This is a genomic window from Ruegeria sp. BHSB056, assembly GCF_059613305.1.
The window spans coordinates 59,706-84,803 of sequence record NZ_JBXWSG010000004.1 but is presented as its reverse complement, the minus strand read 5'-3'; the positions used below and the strand labels follow the sequence as shown (position 1 = coordinate 84,803).

The window sequence follows — 25,098 nt, the reverse complement described above, 5'->3', positions numbered from 1 at the left end:
TATTGCTCGATGCGCGCCTTGTCGCCGGCTCGTGTCGATCTGGGTCAATTATTGCGATTTCAGTGAACTGTGGTCGGGCCGATGAAGTTAATGCCGCTGAGGACGACCCGAATGGTCCAACGGCTTTAGAGCGTTTCAAGGTAACATTTGGACGTGAACGCGTCGCGGACAACGTCGCTGACGATGACCTACTGGGCAGACGATTTGCAAAATTGAGCAGGAGCATGATTTTGTCTGAAATTGAAGAAGCCGTCGCGCGACGAAACGGTCAAGGCGGTCCAGAGTGTTACTTCAATCCGATCGTGTCGTTCAGCTACAAAGATGATGCACCGATGACCACAATCGTCGGGGTTTTGTACGATGAACCGGAGCAAGAAAATTTCGAGAGATGCCACTTCGGCGAACTTGATTTCCTGAGAGAAGGCAATGACTTAATTGACATAGAGGTTCCTAAGCTGACAATCAAAGAGATCAGGTACTTGGAAACCCAGCTTCCTTTGGCAGCCGGGCGAGACTTACAGGTCGATGGAGACATACCGCAACGAGAAGCCAATTCGTTCGTAAAGCTCTATCGCTACCTGCCAAACTTTGCGACGCTTGAGGTTTGAGCCCGTCAGCGCTTGAGCGATCGACAAATGAGGAAAGCTGGGTTAGAAGCACCACAGGCAAAGAAAGGAAGGGCGTAAGTGTCTGTAGTAGAGCTATTTTCAGGTTGCGGGGGGTTTTCCCACGGCATTGAAGCGGCTGGATTCTCAGTCGCTTTAGCTTATGACAACGACCCAGTGCTTTCTTCATCCTATCACCGCAATTTTCCATCAACCAAACAAATTCAGGCAGACGTTTCTCTGCTCAAAGCGGCAGACATCAGCCAAGAAGTATCTGGACCAATCCTCGGCATTGTTGGTGGCCCACCATGTCAAGGCTTCAGCTCGATCGGGAAACGACGCGAAGATGACCCCAGACGGGAGCTTTTGTCGCATTTTTTCAGGATCGTAAGTGAGGTTCAGCCAGAATTCTTTGTGATGGAAAACGTGGTTGGACTTCAACAGGGAGCGGCCAAAGAAGTCCTGTCTGGAGCTCTGGAGCATGTATCAGACAACTTCAGCATCTCTGCACCTATGGTTTTGGATGCATCTGATTTTGGTGCTGCAACCAAAAGAGAACGTGTGTTTGTTATCGGCTTTCGGAAGGAACTGCAGATTTTGTTCGGCGAAGAGCACCTTGCTCCTTATAGAATGCCACCGACCAGCGTCGCTGACGCGATCATTGACTTGGGAGCCGCTAAAAAATCTTCAACCACCTCGCACGATGACACATGGGAAATTCCATCCGGCATGGGTCTTTCTGCGTATGCCGAGCGATTAGTCGCTGAAGATCGCAAATTTACTGGAAATATCCGAACAAAGCATACTGACGCAGTCAAGAAGCGCTTTGCAAAGGTGCCACCTGGAAAAACTGACAAAGTTGGCCGCCATCCACGGCTATCATGGGAAGGCCTGTGTCCGACTCTTCGCGCAGGGACTGGTTCTGATCGCGGTTCTTTTCAATCGGTCCGACCACTGCACCCGGAAGAGCCTCGCGTTATTACAGTTCGCGAAGCCGCTCGCCTACAGGGGTTTCCAGACAGACACTTTTTTCACGATACGATCTGGCATTCGTTCCGTATGATCGGCAACAGCGTATCTCCGATCATGTCCTACGCACTGTTTCGTGCAATCCAGGATTGCTTAGAAGAAGCATCCGTCAATTCCGCTGTGGCTGCTGAGTAGGGCCTAGTTTTGATACTGGAGCGGCGAGAAGTGCCAGTTTCAGAGCCAGTTCGATTGAGAAGGCGGTTTACGACATGAAGATGAATATACTTGAAGACCCGATGCACCCCGGTGAAATCCTGAAGGAGCTTTACCTTGATCCCCTGGAGATGGGGGCAATCGCGTTTGCGCGGCGTCTGGGCGTGCCTCGGACTAGGATCGAGAGTTTGATTAAAGGCACAACCGGGATCACGCCTGACACAGCCCTGCGGCTTGCTCGTGTGTTCAATACGACCCCGGCCTATTGGGTGAACTTGCAGACGAACTATGACATGGCCCTGGCGGCGAAGGAGATCGACGTTTCTTACATCAAACCTCTGATTACGGCCTAGTACCCTTGGTTGCATGCCATACAACTGTTAGCCTTTTTTTGGACGGGTACTAGCAGTGTGTAGATAGAGGGATTTCTTGCCTGTGTTGCACAATCTCACAATGAGTTTGGATGCAAGTCTAGCTTTCGCTAGATGGCATTGGTGGTACAAATTTACCGTTCTCGAACTGCCGCATTCGTTCTACGAATTGGGTCGCACTACGTTGGGCTTCGCTGATATCCAACTGGTACTCCCGCGATAGCGCGCCGATGATCTCGTTGTCAGGCGGAGAACATGGGACTTTAGATGACTCTGGCAACACCAAGTAGGCCCGCAACAACCACCTTGCGGCGGAAACACGTTCCGGATGTCTCGGTCTATCTGCAAAAGCCTGTTCCCGCACTCTCAAGCCCTTGAGAAGATATCGAATTGCGTTCAGACCTTTATGGCCAATCGCTCCTCGACCACTTTCAAGTAATGCCATACCAGTGTTGACATAGCTGTATGCAATGTCGGGATCGTTGGGCTCCAAGACCAACTCTCGAATTTGTAACGACATGGAATAAAGCCGGAGAGAGGCTTCCCATCTGCCTTGCAAGGCCCTCAAATTTGCCAGATGTGTCAAACATGTGCCAGTAAATCTGTTTGTCTTGGTGTTGAACACTTTGTTGAAAATAGCCAATGCCCGCTGGTGCATGCGCCCGACATCTACAAGAGCAGTCTGGCGCTGCCCGCTAGCCAATTCATCTGATGCCGTCATCAATATTATGCCGTGAACAGAAGTCCAGATACCATGATCGACACATTTGACTGTCGCTGAGCGAGCCATTTCTGCAGATTTAGAGGTTGCAGCTTTTGCCCCTTGGATGTCACCCATCCGCCATAGAGTAATCCCCAAATTGTTGTAAGACATTCCAAAATCAAAATTGTCTTCACCACGGAACTGGTCATTTAGCTCGACTGCACTGTTTGCGTACTCCAGTGCTAGATCATCGTTTCGTTGAAAGTCGTGGTGATACCACCCGAGAATTCTGAGTTTTGCGGCCTCAGCAGATGGACAAACATATTGCAGAGAAACCCGGTTGTGCTCAGCCAAATCAGAAAGCCTGTTTGGGTTCGAGTAGACCTCTTCCGAAGGGGGATAGTATGTGCATAAAATCGATGCTGCAGTCTGACCTGCTATTTTGTATTCATCTTTGTGTATTGAGGCCCTTACTACAAGCTGATTCACTCGGTGCATCGAGTACGACTCACCACTGAAATCTAACAGACCGCGCCTGCGCAATTCAGCAAAATAGCCAGAGATCGACGAAGCTTCAAAGTTGATATTACGTATCGGCAGAGGCAATGGGGCGAAAAGTTCGTTTGTGTGAGTTCCCTCTTTCAAGTTGTCAAAAAAACGAGGTGAGAGATTGGTCGGTGCCCAAAAGGCTAAAACTTGCGCAACAGTTCTTGCTTCTGTTGTAAGCTTTTCAACAGACAGCATAACTGCGCCGTACAGACTATCCGGATAGTCGTAGATTGTTTCAGGCTTAAACGAAATGCGGCGTGACAGTTGACTTACATACTGCGCCACAGTCGCAGAAGGTGAATCCTTGAACCACGCTCCAGCGTGAACGATCGCAAGAGGTAAACCGTCAAGGTGTTCAGTAACTAGATCGTATACCTCGTTGGCCGCCGATTGAGCTCTTCCAGCTTCTTGCTCAAACAACAGTTTAGCACTGATGGGCTCAAGAACATTCACCTCAAACTCGCTATACCTCTCTGTTGGCCATTCGCCTTCACGCGTGGTCGCGATGACGCTTACATTCCCCTTGTCTGGAACAAAGCTGGAAACTACGCGTGGTGACTCCGCATTGTCAAAAACGACTAGCCAGGGCCTTCCTTCGCGTGCAATTTTGTCAACCACGGCCAGAGCGCGGTCATAAGGAGAGTCGTAGTTCCAAGAATGTAGGCCAATGATGTCGCCAAGACGGCAAAAATCTCCAATCAGGTCTGAAAGACTCTGAGCGCGACACCACCACACGCCGTAGAAGTGATGTGATAGGTCTGAGGCAAACTGCCTTGCTATAGTTGTCTTCCCTACTCCCGGTTTTCCTCGGAGTAATATGATTGGTTTCTTGTCCGTTCGTTTTCGAACATTGATTTCAGTGAAGATTTCCGAAATCAATTCAGATCGACCAACAACTGGCCTGTCTGGCGTGAGATCGTTAGAAATATACTCTGGCCATGGTGTACCTGCAGTGTCCGGTGTGAGCTGTTGATTGCGTTTGAGCAAACTATCTAGATGTGCAACCTGTTTGGAGTTTCGCAGGTCGATGCTAAAACCAAAGTGCGTCGTGTATGCCAAGCCGAGTGAAACTGCGATGTCAGCCGTTACTGAGTTGCTTGATTCTGAGCGTCCGATAGTTCGAACGGAAACGCCTGAGTCGACCGCCAAATCAGATTGGGTCATCTCTGCAGACGATCTGAGCCTTGTTAGAAATCCTTCCGGCAGAGGAAGCGATGTCCGAACTCCAGTCTTTTCACTCATAGCGTTCTTTGTTTCACCCTAGCATTCACCGAAATTTCTTTAGGCAACCATGCGCTGCATTGCGTCAAAGGTGTCCGATCCATGTCCGATTGGTGGCCTAAGCAAACTTCAGACTTAAGCTTAGCGAGTTCTCGCAGATCAACCAAGCGAGGAACATGTTATGAGTATCACTAAGACCTGGAAGAACACCGACCCTGTAAAGCGCATAGAACTTCTCATGGCAGCAATTCGTACTGTCATCGCGATCACAATGTTGACGTTTGTGATTTCCACTTGGCTACTCTCTTAAGTGGTTGTTTTGGTCGGCAATCGACTGCCGGTTAAATTTGACTAACTTTCGAGTGCAGCTAGTGCGTCAACCCCCTCTCCGCATGCGTCTCTTGGCTGTCTAGCTGTCCTTCAATCTCTCGGCGGCGGCCTTCGCTAAGGTCAAGCTCTGCTGCAAGCTCTCGTTCAGCGTCTTGTAGCTCGCCTCGTCGTTCAGCAATCCGTTCAAGGCCTTCATGGATGCGGCCTGAGACCGAATGAGCAAGGTCACGCAGTCTTTCAAGCCAGCCAGTTCCCTCTCGATCCTGCCGGTCGAGCGTGTCTCCAAGGCGGTCAAATCCTTCACGGAGGCCTCTGAGGCCGTCACCAACCGCTCGACGCAGGCGAGCAAGTCGCGTTCCAAAGCTGTCAGTTGGGTCATCTAGTCCTCCTCGATCCGAATGCAGGTCACGTGCTGGCCGCCCATCGTGCAGGTCCTGAGGCGTGTCTTCGATGGGTCCAGGATCAGCCATATCCCCTCCGGGCGATCGATCCGCGTCAGGCCCATCTCCGTCAGTTCCGAGCGTGTCAGATGCACCGTCCAGAAGAAGCTCGCGGCCATCATCAAGGCGATCCCCATCAGCACAATCGCCGCGATCAGCCAGGGCGAGATCGTCAGCCAGAGGCGGATCGACCTCAGCCGCGTCTCGAACATGCTCGCCGTCTCGCTCTGAAAGCGGCGCGTATCGCTCGCGATGGTATGCTGCGCGGCGCCCACAATGTTCTTCAAATCGATCCTGAAGCTCTTGAGCTGGGATGAGATCGAGGCGACATGTTCCTCCCTGATCTCGTCGAGCTCCGCGTTCAGCTTCTCGCTCAATCGGGTCGGCTTGCCAGTCTTCATGGAAAATCTCTCCTTTCAGCCGCCAGCGCTCGCCTGTGTCGGGATCGCGGGCGGTGATGTAGGCCTTGCCGGTGCGCGGCAGGTCGAAGCCTGCGTCGGTGAGGGCGTCGATCATGGTCGCGCGGTCAGTGATCAGCCCGAGGTCGATCTGGTCCTGTATCCAGGCGTGCAGCTCGTCGCGGCCTTGGGCGCGGGTTGGGGCCTCGATGGTGTCGCGGACCTCCTGGGCGCGCTCCACGTCCATCGGATCGGCCCAGCCGTAGCGCTGGTTCAACACGTCCCGCAGGCTGTCATAGGCATCCTGGTAGCCGGGCGGCGCGATGTTGAGGCTCTTGCCCGTCGTCAGTTCCAAGCGCGGCGTGCAGAAGTGCAGCTCGACCCGGCCTTCGTGGCGATGGCGGACCCAGAGCACCTCATATTGCTCGGGGTCCAGCCCCGCGAAGGCCAGCTGCTCGAACTGGTCAATGACCTCGGCCTGCTGGTCTTCGGTCGGGTCGTCGGTGTCCGCAAAGCTGATCACGCCCGCGCGGTAGGTCCATTGATGACGGTTGGCATCGATCAGCGCTTCGGTGCGTTCGGGATTGCCGCGCAGGACTTCGGGCAGCGGATCGCGCGTGACGGTCACGGGCTGGCCATCGGCATCGCGGATAAGATCGCGGTTGCCGTCATAGGCCAGCACGCGCTCGGCCACGAGGTATCCAACCGGCCCCGCGCCCTTGCCGTTGGGGAAGAACTTGATCAGCACCGACGCGCCTCATCGAGGAGCGCGGCAAGCTGGCGTTCGATCACCACAAGGCGGCGGGCGACGGTCAGCGTGTCGAGGTCGGTGCGCCCGACCTTCATGGCGTGGTTCAGCCAGCGGGCGATCTGGTTGAGGTTGCCACCGATGCGCCCGACCGCCAGTACGAGAGCTGGATCGACGCGCGGGATGGGCTTGCGGCGGCGCGCCTCGGTCAGGCCTAGCGCCTCGCGCAGAAGTGTCGAGGCAGGCAGGCCAGCGGCCTCAGCCTTGGCGCGCAGCTGGGCCTTCTCGGACGCAGTGCAGCGGAAGACGAAGGTCTCGGTCAGCGGCTCCTTGGCGGGGGTTTTGCCCGCGCCGGTGGGGTTCGAAGGGGAGGCTTGCCGCCCCTCGCAAGCTCCCGTGTCATCGGCGCAGCCGTATGACATGGGTCGCCTTGCTGTTTGCGCTTCGGTGGGATCGGTGGTGCTCATGATTTGAGGCCTGCCGCCTGGATTTGCGCCTGTGTCACCAGCTTCGCGGCCAGCAACGCATCGACCTGGCCCGACGTGATATGGCGGCAAAGAGGGTGCTTGTCTGTGACCCAATTCGCCAAGCCTGCCAGCATCTCGGCTTCCTTTACCTTCGCCTCTTCCCGGCCTTTGGCGATGTCCTCGACATAGCTCTGCCATCGCCCTGACTTGAACCAGTTGTCCGAGAAACAGACCTTGGAGCGGGTGAAGCCAGCGCTCTCGGTCGCATAGGCCTTCACAGCCTGCAACAGGTCCCCGACCTTAGTTCCGGCATCCAGGATGTCTCTGATCCGCCCAACACACTCAGCCTTCCCGCGCAGACGGTCGGGCGGATAGGTGGCCAAAATCTTCTCAGCTTCTTCATCCGCCGCCACCACGCGCTCGCGCGTAAGAGGTTTATGGATGGTTTTAGGATGGTTTGGGGGCCGTGGTGGCCCCGGTACCCCGGCCACTGTGGCCCCCGTTCCGGGTCCAGTCTGGACGGGGTCCACTGTGGCCCCCGTCTCGATCTCGGGCTCGGCGGTTAGTTCCAAAGCCTCGATCCGAGCCAGATCGATCCGGTAAACGACCGTAAACCCGTTCTTGCACCCGCACGCGCCTGTCTCGACCAGGATACCTTCCTTAAGGAAATCGCGAATGGTCCGCTTGACGGTGGTCTCCCCCAGCTCCGTATGCCGCTGGATCGTCCCCTTGGAACACCAGATGCCCGAACCATCGTCGGAGGCCTTATCCGCCAAGAACATGATGATCTGCTTACGCGTCGCACTCCCGAACTTCCGCTCGGCGCACGCATTTGCCACACGCCAGCTCATCGGATGGCCCCAAATGCCGCACGGACGTGCGAATTTTGTACAGGTTTTGTACGAGATTTCGCCCGTTTTCGGGGAATTCGGCGGAGAACGAACCGGGCGTTTCCGCACGCTTCTGCACAACAGGCTGAAAATAAGCCATATTTTTCAGGCAGTTTTGGCGACCCCGGCAGGATTCGAACCTGCAACCTGCCCCTTAGGAGGGGGCTGCTCTATCCAGTTGAGCCACGGGGCCGTGCCAGGCTCTCTGTAACCGGGATTTTCCGAGTTGTCATCGCCTTTGCACAATTGTTGTACACACCGACCTGTTCACGCTACCATCGGACAAAACAACAACGCAGGTGCCTCCCGTGAACAGTGAAACCAAACGCCCGCTTACCCTTCGTGATGTGTCCGAGGCTTCCGGAGTATCCGAGATGACGGTAAGCCGGGTTCTGCGTAACCGGGGGGATGTGTCTGACGCCACCCGCACCCGCGTTCTGGCGGCCGCCAAGGAGCTTGGCTATGTTCCCAACAAGATCGCGGGCGCATTGGCGTCCAGCCGGGTTAATCTGATCGCGGTGATCATCCCTTCGCTTTCGAACATGGTCTTCCCCGAGGTGATGACAGGCATCAACCAGGTGTTGGAAGACACCGAACTGCAACCCGTGGTCGGTGTAACCGATTATCTGCCCGAGAAAGAGGAAAAAGTGCTGTACGAGATGCTCTCGTGGCGGCCCTCTGGCGTGATCATTGCGGGGCTTGAACATACCGAAGCCGCACGCGCCATGCTGGATTCGGCGGGTATTCCGGTGGTCGAGATCATGGACACGGATGGCAAACCGGTAGATGCGATGGTGGGGATCTCACATCGTCGCGCCGGGCGCGAAATGGCGCAGGCAATCCTGAAGGCCGGGTATCAGCATATCGGTTTCATGGGCACCAAGATGCCGCTGGATCACCGCGCACGGAAGCGGTTCGAAGGCTTTACCGAAGTTCTAGGCAAACACGGGATCGAGATCGAGGATCGCGAGTTCTATTCCGGTGGATCGGCCCTGGCCAAGGGGCGCGAAATGACCCAGGCCATGCTGGAACGCTCGCCCGAGCTGGATTTTCTGTATTACTCGAACGATATGATCGGGGCCGGTGGCCTGCTGTACCTGCTGGAACAGGGTATCGATATTCCGGGACAGATCGGCCTGGCCGGGTTTAACAATGTCGAGCTTTTGCAAGGCTTGCCCCGAAAACTCGCGACGATGGACGCGTGTCGTCTGGAAATCGGCCGTCAAGCCGCCCAGATCATCGCCGAACGTCTGGAAAATCCTGATACCGAGATCGAGACACGCGTTACTCTGACCCCCACGATCAGTTATGGTGACACGCTGAAACGGCGATGAACACACCCCTGAAAAGGCTCGACAATCGGGCGGCACGGGCGATCTTCATGGACCGCCACGCTTTGGGCGAACAACCCTCGGGTTCGGCCAAAGGTGTCGCGCTTCTGGATCTGATCCACCGGCTTGGGTTTGTTCAGCTTGACAGCATCAACACCGTTGCCCGTGCCCATGATATGATCCTGTTCTCGCGCAGGCCCGCCTATCGCAGAGCCAACCTAAAAAGGCTCTATGAAAGGGACAATGCGCTATTCGAGCATTGGACGCACGATGCGGCGGTCATTCCAATGGAGTTCTATCAGCATTGGCATCTGCGCTTTCAGCGGGATGCGGATATGTTGAAGGCGCGGTGGAAGAACTGGCGGCGGGATGGGTTCGAACAGCAGTTTGACACAGTGCTGCAACACATCCGCGACCATGGGGCGGTGTCGTCATCGGATGTTGGCAAGGATGAAAAGAAGGGCTCGGGCGGGTGGTGGGACTGGCACCCATCTAAAACCGCGTTGGAGTATCTGTGGCGCTCGGGTGCCCTGACCGTCGTTGGTCGGGATGGCTTCCAGAAACGCTATGATCTGACAGAGCGCGTGATTGAAACACATCTCTGCCCCGGCAGCACGCCCTGTGATGCCGAGGGGACCGTGGATTGGCTGTGCAACGCCGCACTGGACCGGCTGGGATTTGCAACATCCGGAGAGTTGGCGGCTTTCTGGGACACCGTCAGCGCGGCTGAGGCAAAAGACTGGTGCGCTGCGGCGCTGGAAAGTGGCGATATTGAAGAAATCGAGGTTACCTGTGCCGATGGGCGCTTGCGCAAGACATACGCCCGACCAGATCTGACGACCGAAGTACCGCAGCCACCAGGCCGCATTCGCGTGCTCAGCCCGTTTGATCCCATGCTGCGCGACCGCAACCGGGCCGAGCGGCTGTTCGGCTTTCACTACCGCATCGAGGTTTTCGTCCCCGAGGCCAAACGAACCTATGGATACTACGTTTTTCCGCTGCTTGAGTGCGACCGTATGATTGGCCGTATCGATATGAAAGCCCACCGCGATCGTGACCTGCTTCACGTCAAAGCGCTCTGGCCCGAGCGCCGGGTCCGCTGGTCAAATGCGCGTACCCGACGCCTGAACGCCGAGCTGGACCGGGTGCGGCGACTGGCCGGTGTGGAACATGTGACTTTCGCCAAAGACTGGCTGAAAGAGCCTATTTAGGGTCTATTCTGCGTCTGACAGGGTCAACTTGACCGGCTCCAGCCCATCAATCTTACCTGTCAGAACATCCCCCGCAACAACCGGACCAACACCAGCCGGTGTACCGGTCAGGATCAGGTCACCGGGGCGCAGGTGGTAAAAGCCGGACAGGTGCATGACAATCTCGTCGATCTTCCAGATCAGCTCCTCCAGGGTCGCGTTCTGGCGCAACTCTCCGTTTACGCTTAGCTGAATGCGTTTGCCATCCTCCGGGGTCCAGTCGGCAGCTGGTGTCAACGGGGCAAAGACCGCTCCGTATTCGACGTCCTTTCCCAGATCCCAGGGCCGCTGCTTGTTGCGCTCGCGGATTTGCAGATCACGGCGCGTCATATCCAGGGCGCAGCCATAGGCAAAAACGGCATCCCACGCCTGCGCGCTAGTGGCGCGAAACACGGGCTTTCCAATGGCCAATGCCAATTCCATCTCATGATGGTAATTCTGGGTCCCGGCAGGATAAGGAACCGTCGCACCTGAGAGTACGGCGTTCGGGGCGGATTTGGTGAAGTAAAAAGGTGCCTCGCGATCCACCTCATTCCCCATTTCGGCGGCATGGGCTGCATAATTTCGACCGACGCAGAAGATCCGTCCAATGGGATATCCGGCCGCCGCGCCGACAACGGGGATGGAGATCGGGTCCGGAAGCGAAAACAGGCTGTTTGGCATGATAGTTCCTGAAGGTTGCGCAACTGCCATATTACGTCTGCCAGACCCGCCAGCAAGCCCGGAAAACACGCTGTATTTCGCCAATCTCGAAGAGGTGTTTCAGCGTGAAACGGCTCAATTCTGACCGGAATGACTGACGCCGTGTCAAAAATTGGCTTCATCAGTTTTTATGGTCTCACCAGTACACAAACAGGTCGAAACACCTCTTGGCTCAGTCCAAAACCGGGCTAATTCCTCAGGTAGTCAGGCTCGCGCCGATTTCGGTGCGGTGTCAAAATTCAGAACAGCAGCTTTGGAAATGCATATCACCAAAGTGACGTCGGCAAACCACGCGCTGACCCATTTACCGGTCGGCATCTGCCTAAACCAGTTTCGGAGAGTATAGGTGCAAGGCCCCTCCCCCAAGGGCCAAATGACCCTGTTCAGAGCCACATTTCAGGCTTTTCATATACTCCGAAGCACAGGCCGGACCGTCAGGTTTGACGTAACCGGTCTTGGGCCAGGCACCAACGACCAGTCCGGGTCTGGCCGCCCCGTCGGAGACTCCCCCTACAGTTTCCGGCGGGGTCACTGCCGAAGACATCTGATGCAGTACCAATGATCAGGATTCGAGGTCTTTCAACTCGTTCAGCAGATCCAGCAGGAGTTCATGCTTGTCCGGTCCAAGCTGAGATCGAATACGTTCCGCCTGAGCCGTGCTTGCAGCCAGATTGGCGCGAATGATCTGAACCCCTTGTGCGCTGATCTCAACAACCTGACGTCGTCGGTCTGCCGGATGGCTGCGTCGCGTGATCAGTCCACGGGTCTCCAGCTTTTGCAGAATGCGTGTCAGGCTTGGCAGCAACAGGCAGGCGCGATCAGCGATATGCGTCGGCTCTTGCGGGCCTTCTTCGTTCAACACCCGCAACACGCGCCATTGCTGTTCCGTGACGCCAGCGTCAGCCAGCATTGCTCGAATGGGTCCCATAACCTTTTCCCGCGCACGCAAAAGCGCAATGGGCAAAGATCGCGACGTCAGAGGGAGATCGTCGGTCATAAGAAAATTATCACCGAAATCCGGGATATAAGCAAGCAACCCGACACGCTGCAGCAGCGCCCATACCCGTATTCGCACGTTATGCGGGCCGATTTCAGGCTGGACAATTTAGAACGACCGTTGAAGATGCGACCGAGATCCATTTCATGTCCTTCTCACCTGCACCGGCTCAAATATGAGGTTTCAGCATGCCAGCCCCAAAGAATATGTTCAAACAGGCTCTAATAAAGGGCGAACAGCAGATTGGTTGCTGGATGAGCTTTGCTGAAGCCGTCACCGCCGAGATCATGGGAACCGCGGGTTTCGATTGGCTGGTGATCGATGGTGAACATGCGCCAAATGATATCCGCTCGATCCGGGATCAACTGACAGCTTTGGCCAGCAGCGCATCTCATCCCGTTGTGCGGGTCCCTGTTGGAGAGACCTGGCTGATCAAGATGGTTCTGGATGCCGGTGCCCAGACAGTGCTGGTTCCAGTCGTTGAAAGCGCCGCGCAGGCGCAGGATCTGGTCCGTGCCTGCCGTTATCCGCCGGACGGGGTGCGGGGTGTTGGTGCAGCGGCATCGCGCGCCACGATGTATGGGGCGACAAGCGACTACATCCAGACCGCAGATCAGGAAATCTGCCTGTTGTTGCAGGTGGAAACCCGCGCCGGAGTGGCCGCGTTGGATGACATTCTTCAAGTCGAAGGTGTGGATGGCGTTTTCATTGGCCCCGCTGATCTGTCAACCGACATGGGGTACAAGGGCAACAGCGCCGCACCCGAGGTGCGTGCGGTCATCGCGGACGCCCTGGCCCGGATCAAGGCCGCAGGCAAAGCGCCGGGCATCCTTGCCACCAATGACGAAGCGCGTCAGGCCTATCTGGACATGGGCGCCCAATTCCTGGCGGTCGGTATAGATGTGATGCTGCTGGCACAGGCGGCACGCGCGCTGGCCGCGCAGTGGAAACCTTCCTAGACACTCAAGAGCGCATGGCCGCAGCGGCCTGCGCATAGCCGCCCGAGGCTCCATCAACAAAATGCACATGGTCATCCCGGGTAGCCGAGGGGACGATACATGTCATCATCGCCTCGTCCTGTGCGTGCAAACCGTATCTGATTTTCCCCCGGCGACGCGCCTCTTCAAGCAGGTGTTCGATTTGGCGCAATGTGTCCGGATCGCAGTCGAGCGTCATTTTCAGCCCGTCATCAAACTTTCTGTAATCGGCATTGCTGCTGACCATATGTCTGTAATGGCCCGGCTCAAAGCGTCCCATCCGCAGGCCAGTTTTGAACAATACCGCGATCAACAGGTTCTGAACCAGCAGGACGACTTTGTGCAAAATCACATGACGCCCGTCGCGCGACACATGTGCGTCGATGTCAAGGCCGGGCGGAGGCCATGTCATGGGCGGACCCTTTTCCGACACCGGATGGCCTGCACGCTCAAGCGCTTCCGACGCGGATAGGACGGATTGCGCAAGATCGGCAAAGTCCCGTTCGGTTGCTGACGGTGTGGGCTGTACGACCAGTGAAACGATCTGACCGTGACGGGCCGGGCTGTTGGACCACCTGCAAGACAGGCCCGTCAGATCCGGCTGTGCACCTGGCCCTGCGGGTGTGACCATGTTTTGCCCGGCTTTCATCCCGGCCTCGGCCCAGGCCAGACCACCGCCGGAAAACATAGCGTAATCCACTCCGGTAGAGGGTGCATAGCGCGCAACGCGCAGATCCTTACCCGCTTTGCGAATATCAGCCACCGACACCAACGCCGCCCGTAATGGCATGGAGAACTCTTCATCTGCCCAGCGCCGCAAATCCGCCAGCGTAGTCCGGGCGGTTTCAGCTTTTCCAGGCGGGACAGCAAACCCCGCCCCATCGCCGCCAAAAACATATGGAAACAGCGCGCTGTCCATTGCATTGATCATGGCCGAAATGACCGCAGCGCCCACAGTATTAACGGTCTTGTACCTGCCCCGCGCAATTTCGCCCGTTGAATCGACAATGTCGGCAACACCCAGAACCCAATCATCGGGCAGTTTTGAAAACTGCGCAGGGTCTGACAGACGGGTAAAATCGCGCTGCAAGGGAAGGTTTTCGTAAAATGCAGACTGGAGGTCTTTCATGCTCCCCCTCGGAATCAATGTTTTGTCAAAGATAGCCGGAAGGCGAGCCATGTCCTGATTTTGAAACATAATACACAGGCTTGTGCGTTGCATCACGGCGTGCCAAGCATTTTCCTCGGACGAGCAGGAAAGGGCTAAATATGCAGGCAGGTTTGGTGGTTTTATGCCTGGGCTATGTGCTGAGCCAGTTTTTCCGTGCCTTCCTTGCGGTTCTCAGCCTGGATCTGGAACGTGACATCAGTGCCGCGCCCGAAGATCTGGCCTTTGCTTCCGGTCTTTGGTTTATCGTGTTCGCCGTCATGCAGATCCCGGTCGGATGGGCGCTGGACAAGATTGGCCCCCGCCTCACGTCCGCCGCGCTGCTTCTGGTGGGCGGGGCAGGTGGAGCGGCGGTTTTCGCAGCCGCAACAACGCCCCTGCACATCAGCATAGCCATGGGCCTGATCGGTGTCGGGTGCTCTCCGGTCCTAATGGCCTCCTACTATATCTTTGCGCGCGAATATCCCCCGGCGCGGTTTGCGACATTGGCCGCCGTGATGTTGGGTGCAGGGTCCGTTGGAAATCTGGTGGCTTCTTATCCAACCGCGCTTGCCGTGGAATGGATGGGGTGGCGCGCAACGATGGTCGGGCTGGCCACAGTGTCCGCCGCAATCGCATTGGGCCTGTGGCTGACTGTTCACGACCCGGCGAAGGTCGAAACAGAACACAAGGGATCCCTGCTGGATTTGCTGAAGGAGCCTGCCCTGTGGCTGATCCTGCCCCTGATGCTGGTTGCCTACGCCCCCGCTGCCGCGCTGCGAGGGCTTTGGGCCGGGCCTTACCTGAATGACGTCTTTGGCTTAAGTGCCACTCAGATCGGCACTGCAACGCTGATCATGGGTGCGGCTATGATTGCGGGCACTTTTGTTTACGGACCGCTGGACCGCGTTTTTGGCACCCGGAAATGGGTGGTTTTCGCTGGCAACGCACTGGGCGCAGCTGCGTTGGGCTTGCTTTGCTTGTGGATCAAGGATGCAACATGGCTGTCTGTCCTGCTGATGGCCGTGATCGGCTTTACCGGTGCCAGCTTTCCGGTCATCATGGCTCATGGCCGTGCCTTCGTGCCTCCGCATCTGGTGGGGCGTGGTGTGACATTGCTGAATCTTTTCGGCATCGGCGGCGTTGGCATTGCTCAATTCGTCACCGGACGTATTCACGCAGCCACCGTGCAAGACGGATCAACGGCACCCTACACCGCAATATTCGGGTTTTTTGCGGTCACCCTTGCCATTGGTTGCGTGATCTATCTATTCAGCCGGGATAGTGTGGATTGACGCAGCCATCAGGAGAGTCCGTTGAAAGACCCCGTTGTCATAGCCCCAAATCTAAAACGCAGACTTTCGGGCGTAACAGCGACCATCGCAAGGCTGGTTCCTCTGCAGGCGCAATGGATCGATATCGCCGCCACTGGACCGGGTCTGCCCGCCGACACCCCACACATCCCGCTTGGTCGACTGCCTTTCCTGTCGCGTCGTAAATGGCGGGTCTGGCACGCGCGCCGCAACACCGAGATGCTACTGGGCCTCATCCTGCGCGATGTGTTCCGGTTGAAACTCAAAATGCTGTTCACAAGCGCGTCCCAAAGGCCGCACACAGGCTATACCAAATGGCTGATCGGCAAGATGGATGCTGTCGTTGCAACCTCGCGCAAAACCGCAGGGTATCTTGAGCGAGACTCGCAGGTGGTAATGCATGGTATCAACCTGGAGGACTTCGTTCCGCCTTCAGACAAGGTCGCTGTCCGTGCCCGGCTGAGGCTGCCAGATGGGCTACTATTGGGGTGTTATGGCCGTATCCGACACCAAAAAGGCACGGATGCCTTTGTCGACGCCATGATTGACGTTTGCGGACGGTTCGACACAGTGTCCGGTATCATCATGGGCCGGGCAACCGAGAAACACACCACTTTTCTGGCCGAACTGAAGGATAAAGTCGCCAAAGCTGGCTTGTCTGATCGCATCCTTTTCAAGCCCGAGGTCACCGTAGATCAGATTGCTGAATGGTATCAGGCCCTGGACCTGTTTGTTGCGCCACAGAGGTGGGAGGGGTTTGGTTTGACCCCTCTCGAAGCGATGGCCTGCGGTGTTCCGGTCGTGGCCACAGATGTCGGCGCGTTTTCCGAGATTATTACTGATCCGTCCTTTGGCAAAGTGGTGACCCCCGATGACGTTCCCGCCTTGGTCGAGGCGATTGCCCAAATGCTGAAAAGTAATGATTCCCTGTCACAAGCGGGTCAGGCATCCCGCACCCATGTCGAGCAGAATTTTGACATTCAGGGCGAAGCAAAGGCGCTGGTTGCGCTTTATGAACGACTTTTGAACGATTGAACCGCTTGAATTCGGCATCAGTCGTTGAAAACCCCGCTGATAGCCCTTTTTTCTTCGCCGCAACGCGGCTATGAACGCGCGTCCTTAACTTTGGAGACATGAAATGGGCTATCGCGTCGTAGTCGTCGGCGCCACGGGTAATGTGGGCCGCGAAATGCTGAACATTCTGGCTGAACGCCAGTTCCCGGTTGATGAACTTGCCGCCCTGGCAAGCCGTCGCTCGCTGGGTACCGAAGTAAGCTTTGGCGACAAGACCCTAACGACCAAAGATCTGGACACGTTCGATTTCACCGGCTGGGACATGGCGTTGTTTGCCGTGGGTTCCGAGGCGACCAAAGTCTACGCCCCCAAGGCGGCTGCGGCGGGTTGCGTGGTGATCGACAACTCGTCGCTCTATCGCTATGACCCGGACATTCCGCTGATCGTGCCGGAATGTAACCCGCAGGCGATCCACGACTACAAGAACAAGAACATCATCGCCAACCCCAACTGCTCGACCGCGCAGATGGTTGTCGCGCTGAAGCCGCTGCATGACCGCGCCAGGATCAAGCGCGTTGTCGTGTCGACCTATCAGTCGGTGTCGGGCGCGGGCAAGGAAGGTATGGATGAGCTTTGGGATCAGACCAAGGCCGTCTACAACCCTACAACCGAAGTCGCCCCGAAGAAGTTCCAGAAGCAGATCGCCTTCAACGTCATTCCGCAAATCGACGTTTTCATGGAAGACGGCTCGACCAAGGAAGAGTGGAAGATGGTTGTCGAGACCAAGAAGATCGTCGATCCGTCGATCAAGGTCACTGCAACCTGCGTCCGCGTTCCGGTTTTCGTCGGCCATTCCGAGGCCGTGAATATCGAGTTCGAAGAGTTTCTGGACGAAGACGAAGCCCGCGATATCCTGCGCGAAGCGCCGGGCATCATGGTGATCGACAAGCGCGAAGCGGGTGGCTACGTCTCGCCCATCGAATGCGCAGGCGACTTTGCCACATTCATCAGCCGCATCCGCCAGGATTCGACTATCGAAAACGGTCTGAACCTGTGGTGCGTCAGCGACAACCTGCGCAAGGGTGCCGCCCTGAACGCGGTTCAGATCGCCGAACTGCTGGGCCGTGAGGTCCTGAAAAAGGGCTGAGGGCTTTCAAAGCTGAAAACCCCTAAGGGTCGCCCTTTGCAGGCGGCCCTTTTTTGTGCTTGCAGTCGACCATCCGGGCTGCAACCCTTGCGGGAAGTTAGCCCCTGATTTCCGCGAGTGATTATGAGACCCCTGATTTACCTTCTGGCCCTTGCGCCCACTGTCCTGAATGCTGAAACATTTTTGATCGACACCAAAGTCAGTGAGGTCACGGTTTACCCCAGAGGAGCCGACATTATCCGCACAGGGGCCTACGAAATTCCTGCTGGCAACCATCGTTTGATCTTGCAGGGCATTCCCGCACGTGACGAAGATCAGTTGTTTTCAATTCAGGTTCTGGCCGAAGATCTGACACAATCCGCGTTGCTGCGGCGCTTTGAAAACCTTCCGATACAGGACCGCAAAAGCGAAGCTGTAATGCAGGCCGAGGACCGGATCGAAGCCATCGAAGATCAGATCACTGCTGTCACTGACAAGGCAAAAGCCACCCGTCTACGCGCCGAGGCTGCACGCCAATCCTTATTGTTTCTAGGTCAATTGGGACAGAATGAAGGTCTGCCTGCCGACCCAAACACGCTGCGTGAGATCACCCGCATGATCGCCGAGGAATCTCTGCGCGCCGAGCAAGAAGCCCAATCGGCGGAAATCGAAGCCCGGGGTGTCGAGCGGCAACTGGAACAGCTGGAAGAAGATTTGTTGATTGCTCAGGCTGATCTGGCAGCACTGATCCCCGAAGCTGATGACCATGTATTCGTTGCCATCGACGTGACCGCCGAAACAGCAACAAAGGGTGCTCTGACCGTGTCTTACATCGACTCCTATGCCGCAGAATGGTCTCCGGGATACGAGTTTCATTTGGCAACCGGCGACGCGCCCACAGTTCGGATCGACCGCAACATCCTGATCACGCAGGACACCGGTGAAAACTGGCGCGATGTTACGATGCATGTTTCGACCATTGCCCCCACAGGGCAGAACGCTGCATCATGGCTGCCTTCAGTACGACATTGGATACGCGAAACACCGCCACCGCTACCAGAACGGGGAAATTTCGGGAAATTGGCAGAAGCGGTTGTCGAGGCACCTGTTGTGGTGGAAGAGACATCCATTGGCACGATACTGACCTCGTCAGTAGAAGGCACCGGCATCACTTACACTTTGCCAAATCTCATATCGGTTTCCACTGGTTATGAGATTACCGAGGTCGCATTGGACGCAATCACCCAATCTGCCGAGGTTTTTGCGCTTGGCGTGCCCTGGCGCGATGACACGGCGTATCGGACCGCTCGGTTCACCAACCCAATAGATCAGAGACTTCTGGAGTCGGCTGCCGCGCGGTGGTTTGTAGACGATATTCTTGTTGCTGCCGGAGGGTCGCAGGAAATTGGGCCTAGGGAAGAAATCGAAATGGGATTTGGTCCCATCCATGGTCTGACACTGTCGCGACAGATCCTGAACCGCAGCAGCGGTGACACCGGGATTATTTCGCGGTCCAATCAACGAATCGAACAGGCTGAAATCAGCATTGAAAACCTGACGGACCAAACCTGGCCGCTGCGCCTTTTGGACCGGGTTCCATATTCCGAGCAGGACGATCTGGAAATCACGTGGAACGCCAATCCGCACCCAAATGAAGAAAATGTGGACAACCAACGCGGAATTCTAGCTTGGGAGATGGGTATTGCCCCCGACCAAAAGGCAAACATCACCTTGAACCTTGAACTGAACTGGCCAGAGGGGATGGACCTGAGGTAGTTTCCAAAGACGCTCGGATTTTGCCGTCTAACTCATCAGCCGCACCCATCAAGGCACCGACCGGACCCCAAGCACCGGCAGAGCGCTGACGGCAATCCAAATTGCCGACCTGTTGACAAATTTAGGCGTGCTTGCCAGCTAAACACGGACCTGAACGCGACGGATGGGTCATTAAAGACAACAGGTGGTGCCCTGCACACGGCATCAGAGGCAGAGCATGGGAACTTCGACCAAACGCAGAATTGGAAGATACCTGATCATAGGATGTGCAGGCATTCTGGTCGGGCTTATCCTCATCGGGTTTACCGGGCAATTCCTGGCGGTGGGAGACTCCTTTGCGCTTTTCCGTCCGCAAGCCGGCGTTCTGCTTTTGCCGTGTGCCGCGATCCTGCTGTATATGCGTGCCAGATACCTTGCTTTGGTGACCTTGGCCATTGCCGCTGTTGCCGTCGGATCAATCGCAACCAGTTTTGCCGCGCCACCCAAGGCCTGCGACGGCCCGTGCCTGACGCTGTATCAAAAGAACCTCATGAGGCGGGCTTGGCCGCGGTATTCGCTGGCCGACGACATCATTGCATCCGATGCTCAGATCGTAACGTTGCAGGAAGTCTCAAGTCACAACCGCGAATACATGAGCAACCTGTTCGAGCACTACCCCGAAAAGGTGATCTGTGAGTTTCGTCCCGAACAAAACGTTGCCATCCTGACAACTCTTCCGATTGTCGAAGGTTCCGGGTTCTGCCTGAAAGGCCATGGTCTTGTCGGATTGCAGGTCAAGGCCCCGGATGGGTCTTTGGTCTGGATCGTATCAATCCACCTGAAGTGGCCTTTTCCCTACGACCAATCAACCCAAAGCCGGATCATTGCAGAACGCATCGCAAAATTGGATGGCCCGGTTCTGATTGCCGGAGATTTCAACATGGTTCCCTGGGGTGCAAGCGTTCGGCGGATCGCAGCGGCAGCAGACAACCAGAGTTTTGGGGCCGTCCTGAATACTCATAATCTTGGCAGCTGGCACTTACCCTTGCCGATCGACAACCTTTTGTTCCCGAAAGGAACAACCGGAACGGTCGAGCTGCGCCCGTTCATGGGATCCGACCATTTCGGCAAATTCGCGCGGTTTCGTTTGGATTGATCCGCAAGTTCCCCGCCGCTTTGGTGGGCATACCAGAACGAATGTCGCAATCCCAAGAAAGGTCTAGGTGTTGTTTTCGATCAGCGCTTTCAGATTATTCAAACCCCGCTCGTAATCGCCGCCAACCCATTTATCCATCATCACCCCCATCCAGCGGGACATGGGATTGAGCCCCAGATCGGATTCGAATCCCCAAGTCACATTGGTCGCGTCACCATCGGGTGTCAGGGTGAACGAAGCCGACGCCGTGCCCATCTGCCCAAAGTCCAGATCTGTTTTGACCAGTTGATTTTCCACGCTCTCGACGATTTCCTGCGACCCCGTGCCGACCTGTGCGTGATCCGAGCTCCAGTTCAACTTGTTACCGACTCCTTCATCGGGGCCACTGTAGCTTAGTTTCGTCTCCGGATCGCGTGACAGCCAGGGTGACCATTTCTCGGTCGCTTGCATGGAATTCACAAACGGAAAGATCACTGCGGCCGGGGCGTCGATGGTGATGCTGCGGGACACTTCCGCCTTGCCGGGCAACACGTATGAGACGGCGACGAACAGAAAAACAAGAAGGCACAGCCCTGCGAGAATTCGTTTAAGTATCTTCATAGCAAGCTCCAAAATCAAACGTCATGTGTGGAGCATACGAAAAAACGGCCCGGAATCAGAGCCGTATTCCGCATCAATTATTCACTATGAACCGTCGTCACACCGGGACAAATTTCTTCTGTATTGGGTCGAAACTCTCTAACCCGCCAGCACCGATATCGGTCCACAACCCGTGCAGGCTCAGAGTGCCTTTTTCGACCGCTGACGAGATGAACGGGAACGTCATCAGGTTTTCAAGCGACGCGACAACCGACTGGCGTTCCAGCTGCCGGGCTTGTTCGAGGCTGTCTTCGATATCAGCGACAAGTTCGAATTTTGGTTTCAGAATGTCCATCCAGCGACCGACAAAGCTTTCTTTTGCGTCCAGTTGCGGCGCCTGACCCTTGCACATGTCGATACAGCCCTGAACACCACCGCATTGCGAATGGCCAAGAACCATCAGATGCGCAACCTTGAGAGAAGTGACGGCATACTCGATTGCTGCGCTGGTACCGTGATGATCACCGTCCGGCGCATAGGGTGGCACCAGATTGGCGATATTGCGGTGGATAAAGAAATCGCCCTGATCGGCACCGAACATCGAGGTCACATGGACCCGGCTGTCGCAGCAGGAAATCACCATCGCCCGGGGCCGCTGCCCTTCATCTGCCAGCCGCTTGAACCAGACCTGGTTTTCTGAATATGTGGTCGCTTTCCAGCCGTGATACCGCGTGACCAGATAGCTCGGCAAAGGTTTGGCAAATTCCATTACGGTGTCCCCGTTCTTGTCGCTGACCGATCCTCTAAACTGAATTCTAGGAAAATTCGAGTAATTATCCGGTTTCTCTGCAAGGTTTTGCAAAGGAATTTGTCACCAGTATCAAACCTGCGCCGTGGGGGCGTCAGAATTAGGGTGAATGTGGTGGAAAAAATTATCACGCTTGAACACAAGGAATCCGTCCGTCTGGATTCGGACCAGCTAAGTGGCCTTTACCGTCAACTGGGCGACAAGAACGCGTTGGATGTGCTGTGCCGCACCATCGAAGAACTGGCAGTGCGCCTGTCGAACTGCGAACGTTTTTGGCGTCAGCGCGAGTGGGCCGAATTGCGCAAATGCGCAAGGTCCCTGGTCGCGATTTCCGAACAGGTCGGGATGACGGTTCTGGCCAGGGTTGCAGGGGACGTGGCACAGGCCGTCGATGCCGGCGACGCAGTAGCAGCGGGCGCGACGCTGGGACGTCTGATCCGCGTTGGGGAGCGGTCATTGACAGCCGTCTGGGATCAACAGGACCTTTCAGTCTGACAGGGGTTGCGGGCAGAATATGCGCGGCTAGTCTGTGCACAGAAACAATCTGTCGAGGCGCCCATGACACTGTCCTTCGCCCCATCCTCTGACCCTTCAGTACCGCTTCATGTGATCGCGCAGCCGGATTTGGACGGCTGGCTTCTGGATCAGCCCGAGCGTGTGCAATCCTGGGTCGCAGCAAACGGGTTTTCCGGCGCGCTCGGGCAGGCCTTGCTTGTGCCAGCCACGAACGGCGCAATTGAATTCGCGCTGGCTGGTTACGGAACCGAAGACAAACGCGCGCGCAAACGGTTCCCTCTTGCCGCAGCGGCTTTGGCGTTTCCGGAAGGAACCTACAGCCTTGCTTCGGGCATTCCTGCGGATTTGTTGGAGATGGAGTGTCTTGGCTGGCTGATGACTGGCTATGCCTTTGATCGATACGCATCCCAGACCGGAGGGTCAGCGGCGTTGATTGCACCTGATGGCATCAACGCCACCCGTATTGAAGCCATGGCAAATGCCGAGGCTCTGACGCGCGATCTGGTCAACACGCCCACTTCGGATATGGGACCGGATCAGTTGCAGCAAGCGGTCGAGGTTCTGGCGGATGAATTCGGCGCGTCTTGCAAGGTGATCACTGGCAAAGCGCTGCTGGACCAGAACTTTCCCATGATTCACACGGTAGGGCGGGCCGCGGAACAGGCCCCCCGGCTGATCGAACTGAACTGGGGCACCAGTGGCCCCAGACTGACACTGGTGGGCAAAGGTGTATGTTTCGATACCGGCGGGCTGAATTTGAAACCGGGCGCTTCCATGGGCTTGATGAAAAAAGACATGGGTGGCGCGGCCAATGTGTTAGGACTGGCCCGGATGATCATGGCGCTGGACCTTCCCCTGCAACTGCGGGTTCTGATCCCGGCCGTTGAAAACGCGGTATCAGGCAATGCCTTCCGCCCCGGTGATATCCTGACCTCACGCAAGGGTCTGACCGTTGAAATCAACAATACCGACGCCGAAGGGCGTCTGGTTCTGGCTGATGCGCTGACTTTGGCGGATGAAGGGAATCCCGATCTGGTGATCTCGATGGCGACGCTGACCGGAGCGGCGCGCGTGGCCGTAGGCCCTGATCTGGCCCCGTTTTACACCGACGACGAAAGCTGTGCGATGGCCTTGGCACAAGCAGCCAAAACGTCTGCCGATCCGGTCTGGAGAATGCCGTTTCACACACCCTACGAGTCGATGATCGAACCCGGCATTGCCGATCTGGACAATGCCCCCTCGGGAGGGTTTGCCGGGTCTATCACCGCCGCGCTGTTTCTGCGCCGGTTCGTAGGGTCCAGCCGCTATGTCCATTTTGACATCTACGCGTGGCAACCCAGCAATGAACCCGGCCGCACAAAAGGCGGTCTGGGTCAGGGAACACGCGCAGTGCTGTCGGCTTTACCGAAGGTATTGGGGTTATGACCAAGCACCGCATTTCCAAACCGGTCGTCGACCTGTTGCGTGTTCCTGACGGACCGCGTGACCGGCAGTTGCTGTTGGGGGACACGGTTCACGTCGCAGAAAACAACGACGGGTGGAGCAGGATCGTCGCGGAAAAAGACGGATATGCTGGTTGGCTGGAAACAGACCACCTGTCCGAGGATATGCCTGCAACGCATTGGATCAATGCGCCGGCAACACATGCCTACGTGGCCCCCGATATCAAAAGTCGCGATCTCGTTTCTCTGAGTTACGGAAGTAAAATCCATGCGACTGCCGAAACGGATCGGTTTGTGCAGACCGATTTGGGTTTTGTCCCAAAGGTTCACACGGCCCCAATTGCAGAAAAACCGCGCGATCCGGTTGCCGTGGCTGAGTTGTTTCTGGGTACGCCTTATCTGTGGGGCGGAAACAGCCGGTTCGGTATCGATTGTTCGGGGCTTGTTCAGGCCGCGTTGCTGGCCTGCGGTATTCCCTGCCCCGGCGATAGCGGCGATCAGGAACAAGCCTTGGGCGCTGTCCTGTCAGCTGAATCACCTGCGCAGCGTGGGGATTTGCTGTTCTGGAAAGGGCACGTGGCCTGGTTTTCGGGCGACAACATGATTTTACACGCTAACGCCAGCCATATGGCGGTTGTGTACGAACCGATGGACCGGGCGATTCAGCGCATTCAGGATCAGGGTGACGGGCCTGTTACAGCGCGAAAAAGGCTCTAATCCGGGTTTACGGCCCGGATGAGCTTGCGTTCCAGCACCCGCAGTACCGCGCGTAGATCATGGCCGCGTTTCAGGATGCGGCCATCCATACCTATGACTGAGTACATCCCCTGCCGGGACTTCAGGCGCGGGTGCTTTTCGACGCGGTAGATCGGGTGCTCTGCGGTGCGACGGAAGATCGAGAACACCGCCATATCGCGCAGGTTTGAGATACCATAGTCTCGCCACTCTCCGGCGGCGACCATCCGTCCATAAACGGACAGGATTTGCGACATCTCATGCCGGTCAAAGGCCACGGGCATCTGCGCTGCGTTTGCCGAAAACCGGTTGGGAGGCTGCATATTCATACCTCCAGCCTTGCCGG

The 25,098-nt window shown here is 56.4% G+C and carries 24 protein-coding genes and 1 tRNA gene; 14 read left to right on the top strand and 11 right to left on the bottom strand.

Going from position 1 to position 25,098, the window contains the following annotated elements; genetic code table 11:
• The 3 genes from AC2FND_RS02280 to AC2FND_RS02270 form a co-directional block, all read left to right on the top strand.
• Positions 1-608, top strand: a 608-nt coding sequence (locus AC2FND_RS02280; protein ID WP_496767666.1) for an O-methyltransferase, incomplete at its 5' end; no start/stop codon positions are given.
• 78 nt (positions 609-686) lie between these two features.
• Positions 687-1,769: a DNA cytosine methyltransferase gene (locus AC2FND_RS02275; RefSeq protein WP_496767664.1), complete on the top strand. Its 1,083-nt coding sequence runs from the start codon at positions 687-689 to the stop codon at positions 1,767-1,769.
• Positions 1,770-1,843: 74 nt separating this feature from the next.
• Complete coding sequence (locus tag AC2FND_RS02270) at positions 1,844-2,140, top strand: HigA family addiction module antitoxin (protein WP_496767663.1); 297 nt, start codon at positions 1,844-1,846, stop codon at positions 2,138-2,140.
• 118 nt (positions 2,141-2,258) lie between these two features.
• Here AC2FND_RS02270 and AC2FND_RS02265 read toward each other — a convergent pair whose 3' ends face one another.
• From AC2FND_RS02265 to AC2FND_RS02245, 5 genes are all read right to left on the bottom strand, one after another.
• Entirely contained in the window at positions 2,259-4,652 is a 2,394-nt protein-coding gene (locus AC2FND_RS02265; RefSeq protein WP_496767661.1) for a tetratricopeptide repeat protein, read from the bottom strand.
• A 347-nt stretch (positions 4,653-4,999) separates the two neighbouring features.
• Positions 5,000-6,547 (bottom strand): relaxase/mobilization nuclease domain-containing protein, encoded by a 1,548-nt coding sequence (locus tag AC2FND_RS02260; protein ID WP_496767660.1) that lies wholly within the window; start codon positions 6,545-6,547, stop codon positions 5,000-5,002.
• The gene (locus AC2FND_RS02255) at positions 6,541-7,014 is read right to left on the bottom strand and encodes a plasmid mobilization protein (protein WP_496767659.1); all 474 of its coding nucleotides are present in this window, start codon (positions 7,012-7,014) and stop codon (positions 6,541-6,543) included. The genes AC2FND_RS02260 and AC2FND_RS02255 overlap by 7 nt, the downstream gene beginning before the upstream one ends.
• Entirely contained in the window at positions 7,011-7,796 is a 786-nt protein-coding gene (locus tag AC2FND_RS02250; protein WP_496767657.1) for a hypothetical protein, read from the bottom strand. Before AC2FND_RS02250 ends, AC2FND_RS02255 begins: the two co-directional genes overlap by 4 nt.
• A gap of 224 nt (positions 7,797-8,020) precedes the next feature.
• A tRNA-Arg gene (locus tag AC2FND_RS02245) sits at positions 8,021-8,097 on the bottom strand.
• Between the two features lie 115 nt (positions 8,098-8,212).
• Here AC2FND_RS02245 and AC2FND_RS02240 point away from each other — a divergent pair.
• Positions 8,213-9,238 carry a LacI family DNA-binding transcriptional regulator gene (locus AC2FND_RS02240; protein WP_267366879.1) on the top strand — a complete coding sequence of 342 codons (1,026 nt, stop codon included), beginning with the start codon at positions 8,213-8,215 and terminating at the stop codon, positions 9,236-9,238.
• Complete coding sequence (locus AC2FND_RS02235) at positions 9,235-10,446, top strand: winged helix-turn-helix domain-containing protein (RefSeq protein ID WP_496767655.1); 1,212 nt, start codon at positions 9,235-9,237, stop codon at positions 10,444-10,446. Before AC2FND_RS02240 ends, AC2FND_RS02235 begins: the two co-directional genes overlap by 4 nt.
• Before the next feature lie 3 nt (positions 10,447-10,449).
• On the opposite strand, the gene AC2FND_RS02230 is transcribed toward AC2FND_RS02235, so the two are convergent.
• A complete protein-coding gene (locus tag AC2FND_RS02230) occupies positions 10,450-11,148 on the bottom strand; it encodes a fumarylacetoacetate hydrolase family protein (RefSeq protein ID WP_496767653.1) in 699 nt (232 codons plus the stop codon).
• A gap of 601 nt (positions 11,149-11,749) precedes the next feature.
• Complete coding sequence (gene hpaR, locus AC2FND_RS02225; protein WP_267366414.1) at positions 11,750-12,184, bottom strand: homoprotocatechuate degradation operon regulator HpaR; 435 nt, start codon at positions 12,182-12,184, stop codon at positions 11,750-11,752.
• A gap of 188 nt (positions 12,185-12,372) precedes the next feature.
• On the opposite strand from hpaR, the gene AC2FND_RS02220 reads away from it, so the two are divergent.
• Positions 12,373-13,143: an HpcH/HpaI aldolase family protein gene (locus AC2FND_RS02220; RefSeq protein WP_496767651.1), complete on the top strand. Its 771-nt coding sequence runs from the start codon at positions 12,373-12,375 to the stop codon at positions 13,141-13,143.
• Between the two features lie 4 nt (positions 13,144-13,147).
• On the opposite strand, the gene AC2FND_RS02215 is transcribed toward AC2FND_RS02220, so the two are convergent.
• Complete coding sequence (locus AC2FND_RS02215) at positions 13,148-14,290, bottom strand: DUF3095 domain-containing protein (protein ID WP_496767649.1); 1,143 nt, start codon at positions 14,288-14,290, stop codon at positions 13,148-13,150.
• A 140-nt stretch (positions 14,291-14,430) separates the two neighbouring features.
• On the opposite strand from AC2FND_RS02215, the gene AC2FND_RS02210 reads away from it, so the two are divergent.
• From AC2FND_RS02210 to AC2FND_RS02190, 5 genes are all read left to right on the top strand, one after another.
• On the top strand, positions 14,431-15,603 hold the full coding sequence (locus AC2FND_RS02210) for an MFS transporter (RefSeq protein ID WP_496767647.1): 1,173 nt from the start codon (positions 14,431-14,433) through the stop codon (positions 15,601-15,603).
• Between the two features lie 21 nt (positions 15,604-15,624).
• Entirely contained in the window at positions 15,625-16,656 is a 1,032-nt protein-coding gene (locus tag AC2FND_RS02205; protein ID WP_496767645.1) for a glycosyltransferase family 4 protein, read from the top strand.
• Between the two features lie 103 nt (positions 16,657-16,759).
• On the top strand, positions 16,760-17,782 hold the full coding sequence (locus AC2FND_RS02200) for an aspartate-semialdehyde dehydrogenase (RefSeq protein ID WP_480506902.1): 1,023 nt from the start codon (positions 16,760-16,762) through the stop codon (positions 17,780-17,782).
• 123 nt (positions 17,783-17,905) lie between these two features.
• Positions 17,906-19,537: a DUF4139 domain-containing protein gene (locus tag AC2FND_RS02195; RefSeq protein WP_496767642.1), complete on the top strand. Its 1,632-nt coding sequence runs from the start codon at positions 17,906-17,908 to the stop codon at positions 19,535-19,537.
• Between the two features lie 217 nt (positions 19,538-19,754).
• Positions 19,755-20,672 (top strand): endonuclease/exonuclease/phosphatase family protein, encoded by a 918-nt coding sequence (locus AC2FND_RS02190; protein ID WP_496767640.1) that lies wholly within the window; start codon positions 19,755-19,757, stop codon positions 20,670-20,672.
• A 63-nt stretch (positions 20,673-20,735) separates the two neighbouring features.
• Here the strand turns inward: AC2FND_RS02190 and AC2FND_RS02185 are convergent, their stop codons facing one another.
• Together AC2FND_RS02185 and AC2FND_RS02180 are read right to left on the bottom strand one after the other, a co-directional pair.
• Positions 20,736-21,272, bottom strand: coding sequence for an SRPBCC family protein (locus AC2FND_RS02185; RefSeq protein ID WP_496767638.1), 537 nt, complete (start codon positions 21,270-21,272; stop codon positions 20,736-20,738).
• 97 nt (positions 21,273-21,369) lie between these two features.
• Positions 21,370-22,020: a carbonic anhydrase gene (locus AC2FND_RS02180; RefSeq protein WP_209506947.1), complete on the bottom strand. Its 651-nt coding sequence runs from the start codon at positions 22,018-22,020 to the stop codon at positions 21,370-21,372.
• Positions 22,021-22,164: 144 nt separating this feature from the next.
• Between AC2FND_RS02180 and AC2FND_RS02175 the strand changes: the two genes are divergently transcribed.
• The 3 genes from AC2FND_RS02175 (at position 22,165) to AC2FND_RS02165 (ending at position 24,734) form a co-directional block, all read left to right on the top strand.
• Complete coding sequence (locus AC2FND_RS02175) at positions 22,165-22,554, top strand: hypothetical protein (protein ID WP_267363938.1); 390 nt, start codon at positions 22,165-22,167, stop codon at positions 22,552-22,554.
• A gap of 63 nt (positions 22,555-22,617) precedes the next feature.
• Positions 22,618-24,000, top strand: a complete 1,383-nt coding sequence (locus tag AC2FND_RS02170) for a leucyl aminopeptidase family protein (protein ID WP_496767636.1) — start codon at positions 22,618-22,620, stop codon at positions 23,998-24,000.
• Entirely contained in the window at positions 23,997-24,734 is a 738-nt protein-coding gene (locus AC2FND_RS02165; RefSeq protein WP_496767634.1) for a C40 family peptidase, read from the top strand. The genes AC2FND_RS02170 and AC2FND_RS02165 overlap by 4 nt, the downstream gene beginning before the upstream one ends.
• Here AC2FND_RS02165 and AC2FND_RS02160 read toward each other — a convergent pair.
• Complete coding sequence (locus tag AC2FND_RS02160) at positions 24,731-25,081, bottom strand: DUF2794 domain-containing protein (RefSeq protein WP_209598949.1); 351 nt, start codon at positions 25,079-25,081, stop codon at positions 24,731-24,733. The two genes, AC2FND_RS02165 and AC2FND_RS02160, sit on opposite strands and share 4 nt — an antisense overlap.
• Positions 25,082-25,098: the final 17 nt, after the last annotated feature.

Coding starts and splice junctions, on each gene's coding strand:
- AC2FND_RS02270 (WP_496767663.1), top strand. CDS start 1,844: ATGAAGATGAATATACTTGAAGACCCGATGCACCCCGGTGAAATCCTG.
- AC2FND_RS02265 (WP_496767661.1), bottom strand. CDS start 4,652: ATGAGTGAAAAGACTGGAGTTCGGACATCGCTTCCTCTGCCGGAAGGA.
- AC2FND_RS02255 (WP_496767659.1), bottom strand. CDS start 7,014: ATGAGCACCACCGATCCCACCGAAGCGCAAACAGCAAGGCGACCCATG.
- AC2FND_RS02250 (WP_496767657.1), bottom strand. CDS start 7,796: ATGTTCTTGGCGGATAAGGCCTCCGACGATGGTTCGGGCATCTGGTGT.
- AC2FND_RS02235 (WP_496767655.1), top strand. CDS start 9,235: ATGAACACACCCCTGAAAAGGCTCGACAATCGGGCGGCACGGGCGATC.
- AC2FND_RS02230 (WP_496767653.1), bottom strand. CDS start 11,148: ATGCCAAACAGCCTGTTTTCGCTTCCGGACCCGATCTCCATCCCCGTT.
- hpaR (WP_267366414.1), bottom strand. CDS start 12,184: ATGACCGACGATCTCCCTCTGACGTCGCGATCTTTGCCCATTGCGCTT.
- AC2FND_RS02220 (WP_496767651.1), top strand. CDS start 12,373: ATGCCAGCCCCAAAGAATATGTTCAAACAGGCTCTAATAAAGGGCGAA.
- AC2FND_RS02215 (WP_496767649.1), bottom strand. CDS start 14,290: ATGAAAGACCTCCAGTCTGCATTTTACGAAAACCTTCCCTTGCAGCGC.
- AC2FND_RS02210 (WP_496767647.1), top strand. CDS start 14,431: ATGCAGGCAGGTTTGGTGGTTTTATGCCTGGGCTATGTGCTGAGCCAG.
- AC2FND_RS02200 (WP_480506902.1), top strand. CDS start 16,760: ATGGGCTATCGCGTCGTAGTCGTCGGCGCCACGGGTAATGTGGGCCGC.
- AC2FND_RS02195 (WP_496767642.1), top strand. CDS start 17,906: ATGAGACCCCTGATTTACCTTCTGGCCCTTGCGCCCACTGTCCTGAAT.
- AC2FND_RS02190 (WP_496767640.1), top strand. CDS start 19,755: ATGGGAACTTCGACCAAACGCAGAATTGGAAGATACCTGATCATAGGA.
- AC2FND_RS02185 (WP_496767638.1), bottom strand. CDS start 21,272: ATGAAGATACTTAAACGAATTCTCGCAGGGCTGTGCCTTCTTGTTTTT.
- AC2FND_RS02180 (WP_209506947.1), bottom strand. CDS start 22,020: ATGGAATTTGCCAAACCTTTGCCGAGCTATCTGGTCACGCGGTATCAC.
- AC2FND_RS02170 (WP_496767636.1), top strand. CDS start 22,618: ATGACACTGTCCTTCGCCCCATCCTCTGACCCTTCAGTACCGCTTCAT.
- AC2FND_RS02165 (WP_496767634.1), top strand. CDS start 23,997: ATGACCAAGCACCGCATTTCCAAACCGGTCGTCGACCTGTTGCGTGTT.
- AC2FND_RS02160 (WP_209598949.1), bottom strand. CDS start 25,081: ATGAATATGCAGCCTCCCAACCGGTTTTCGGCAAACGCAGCGCAGATG.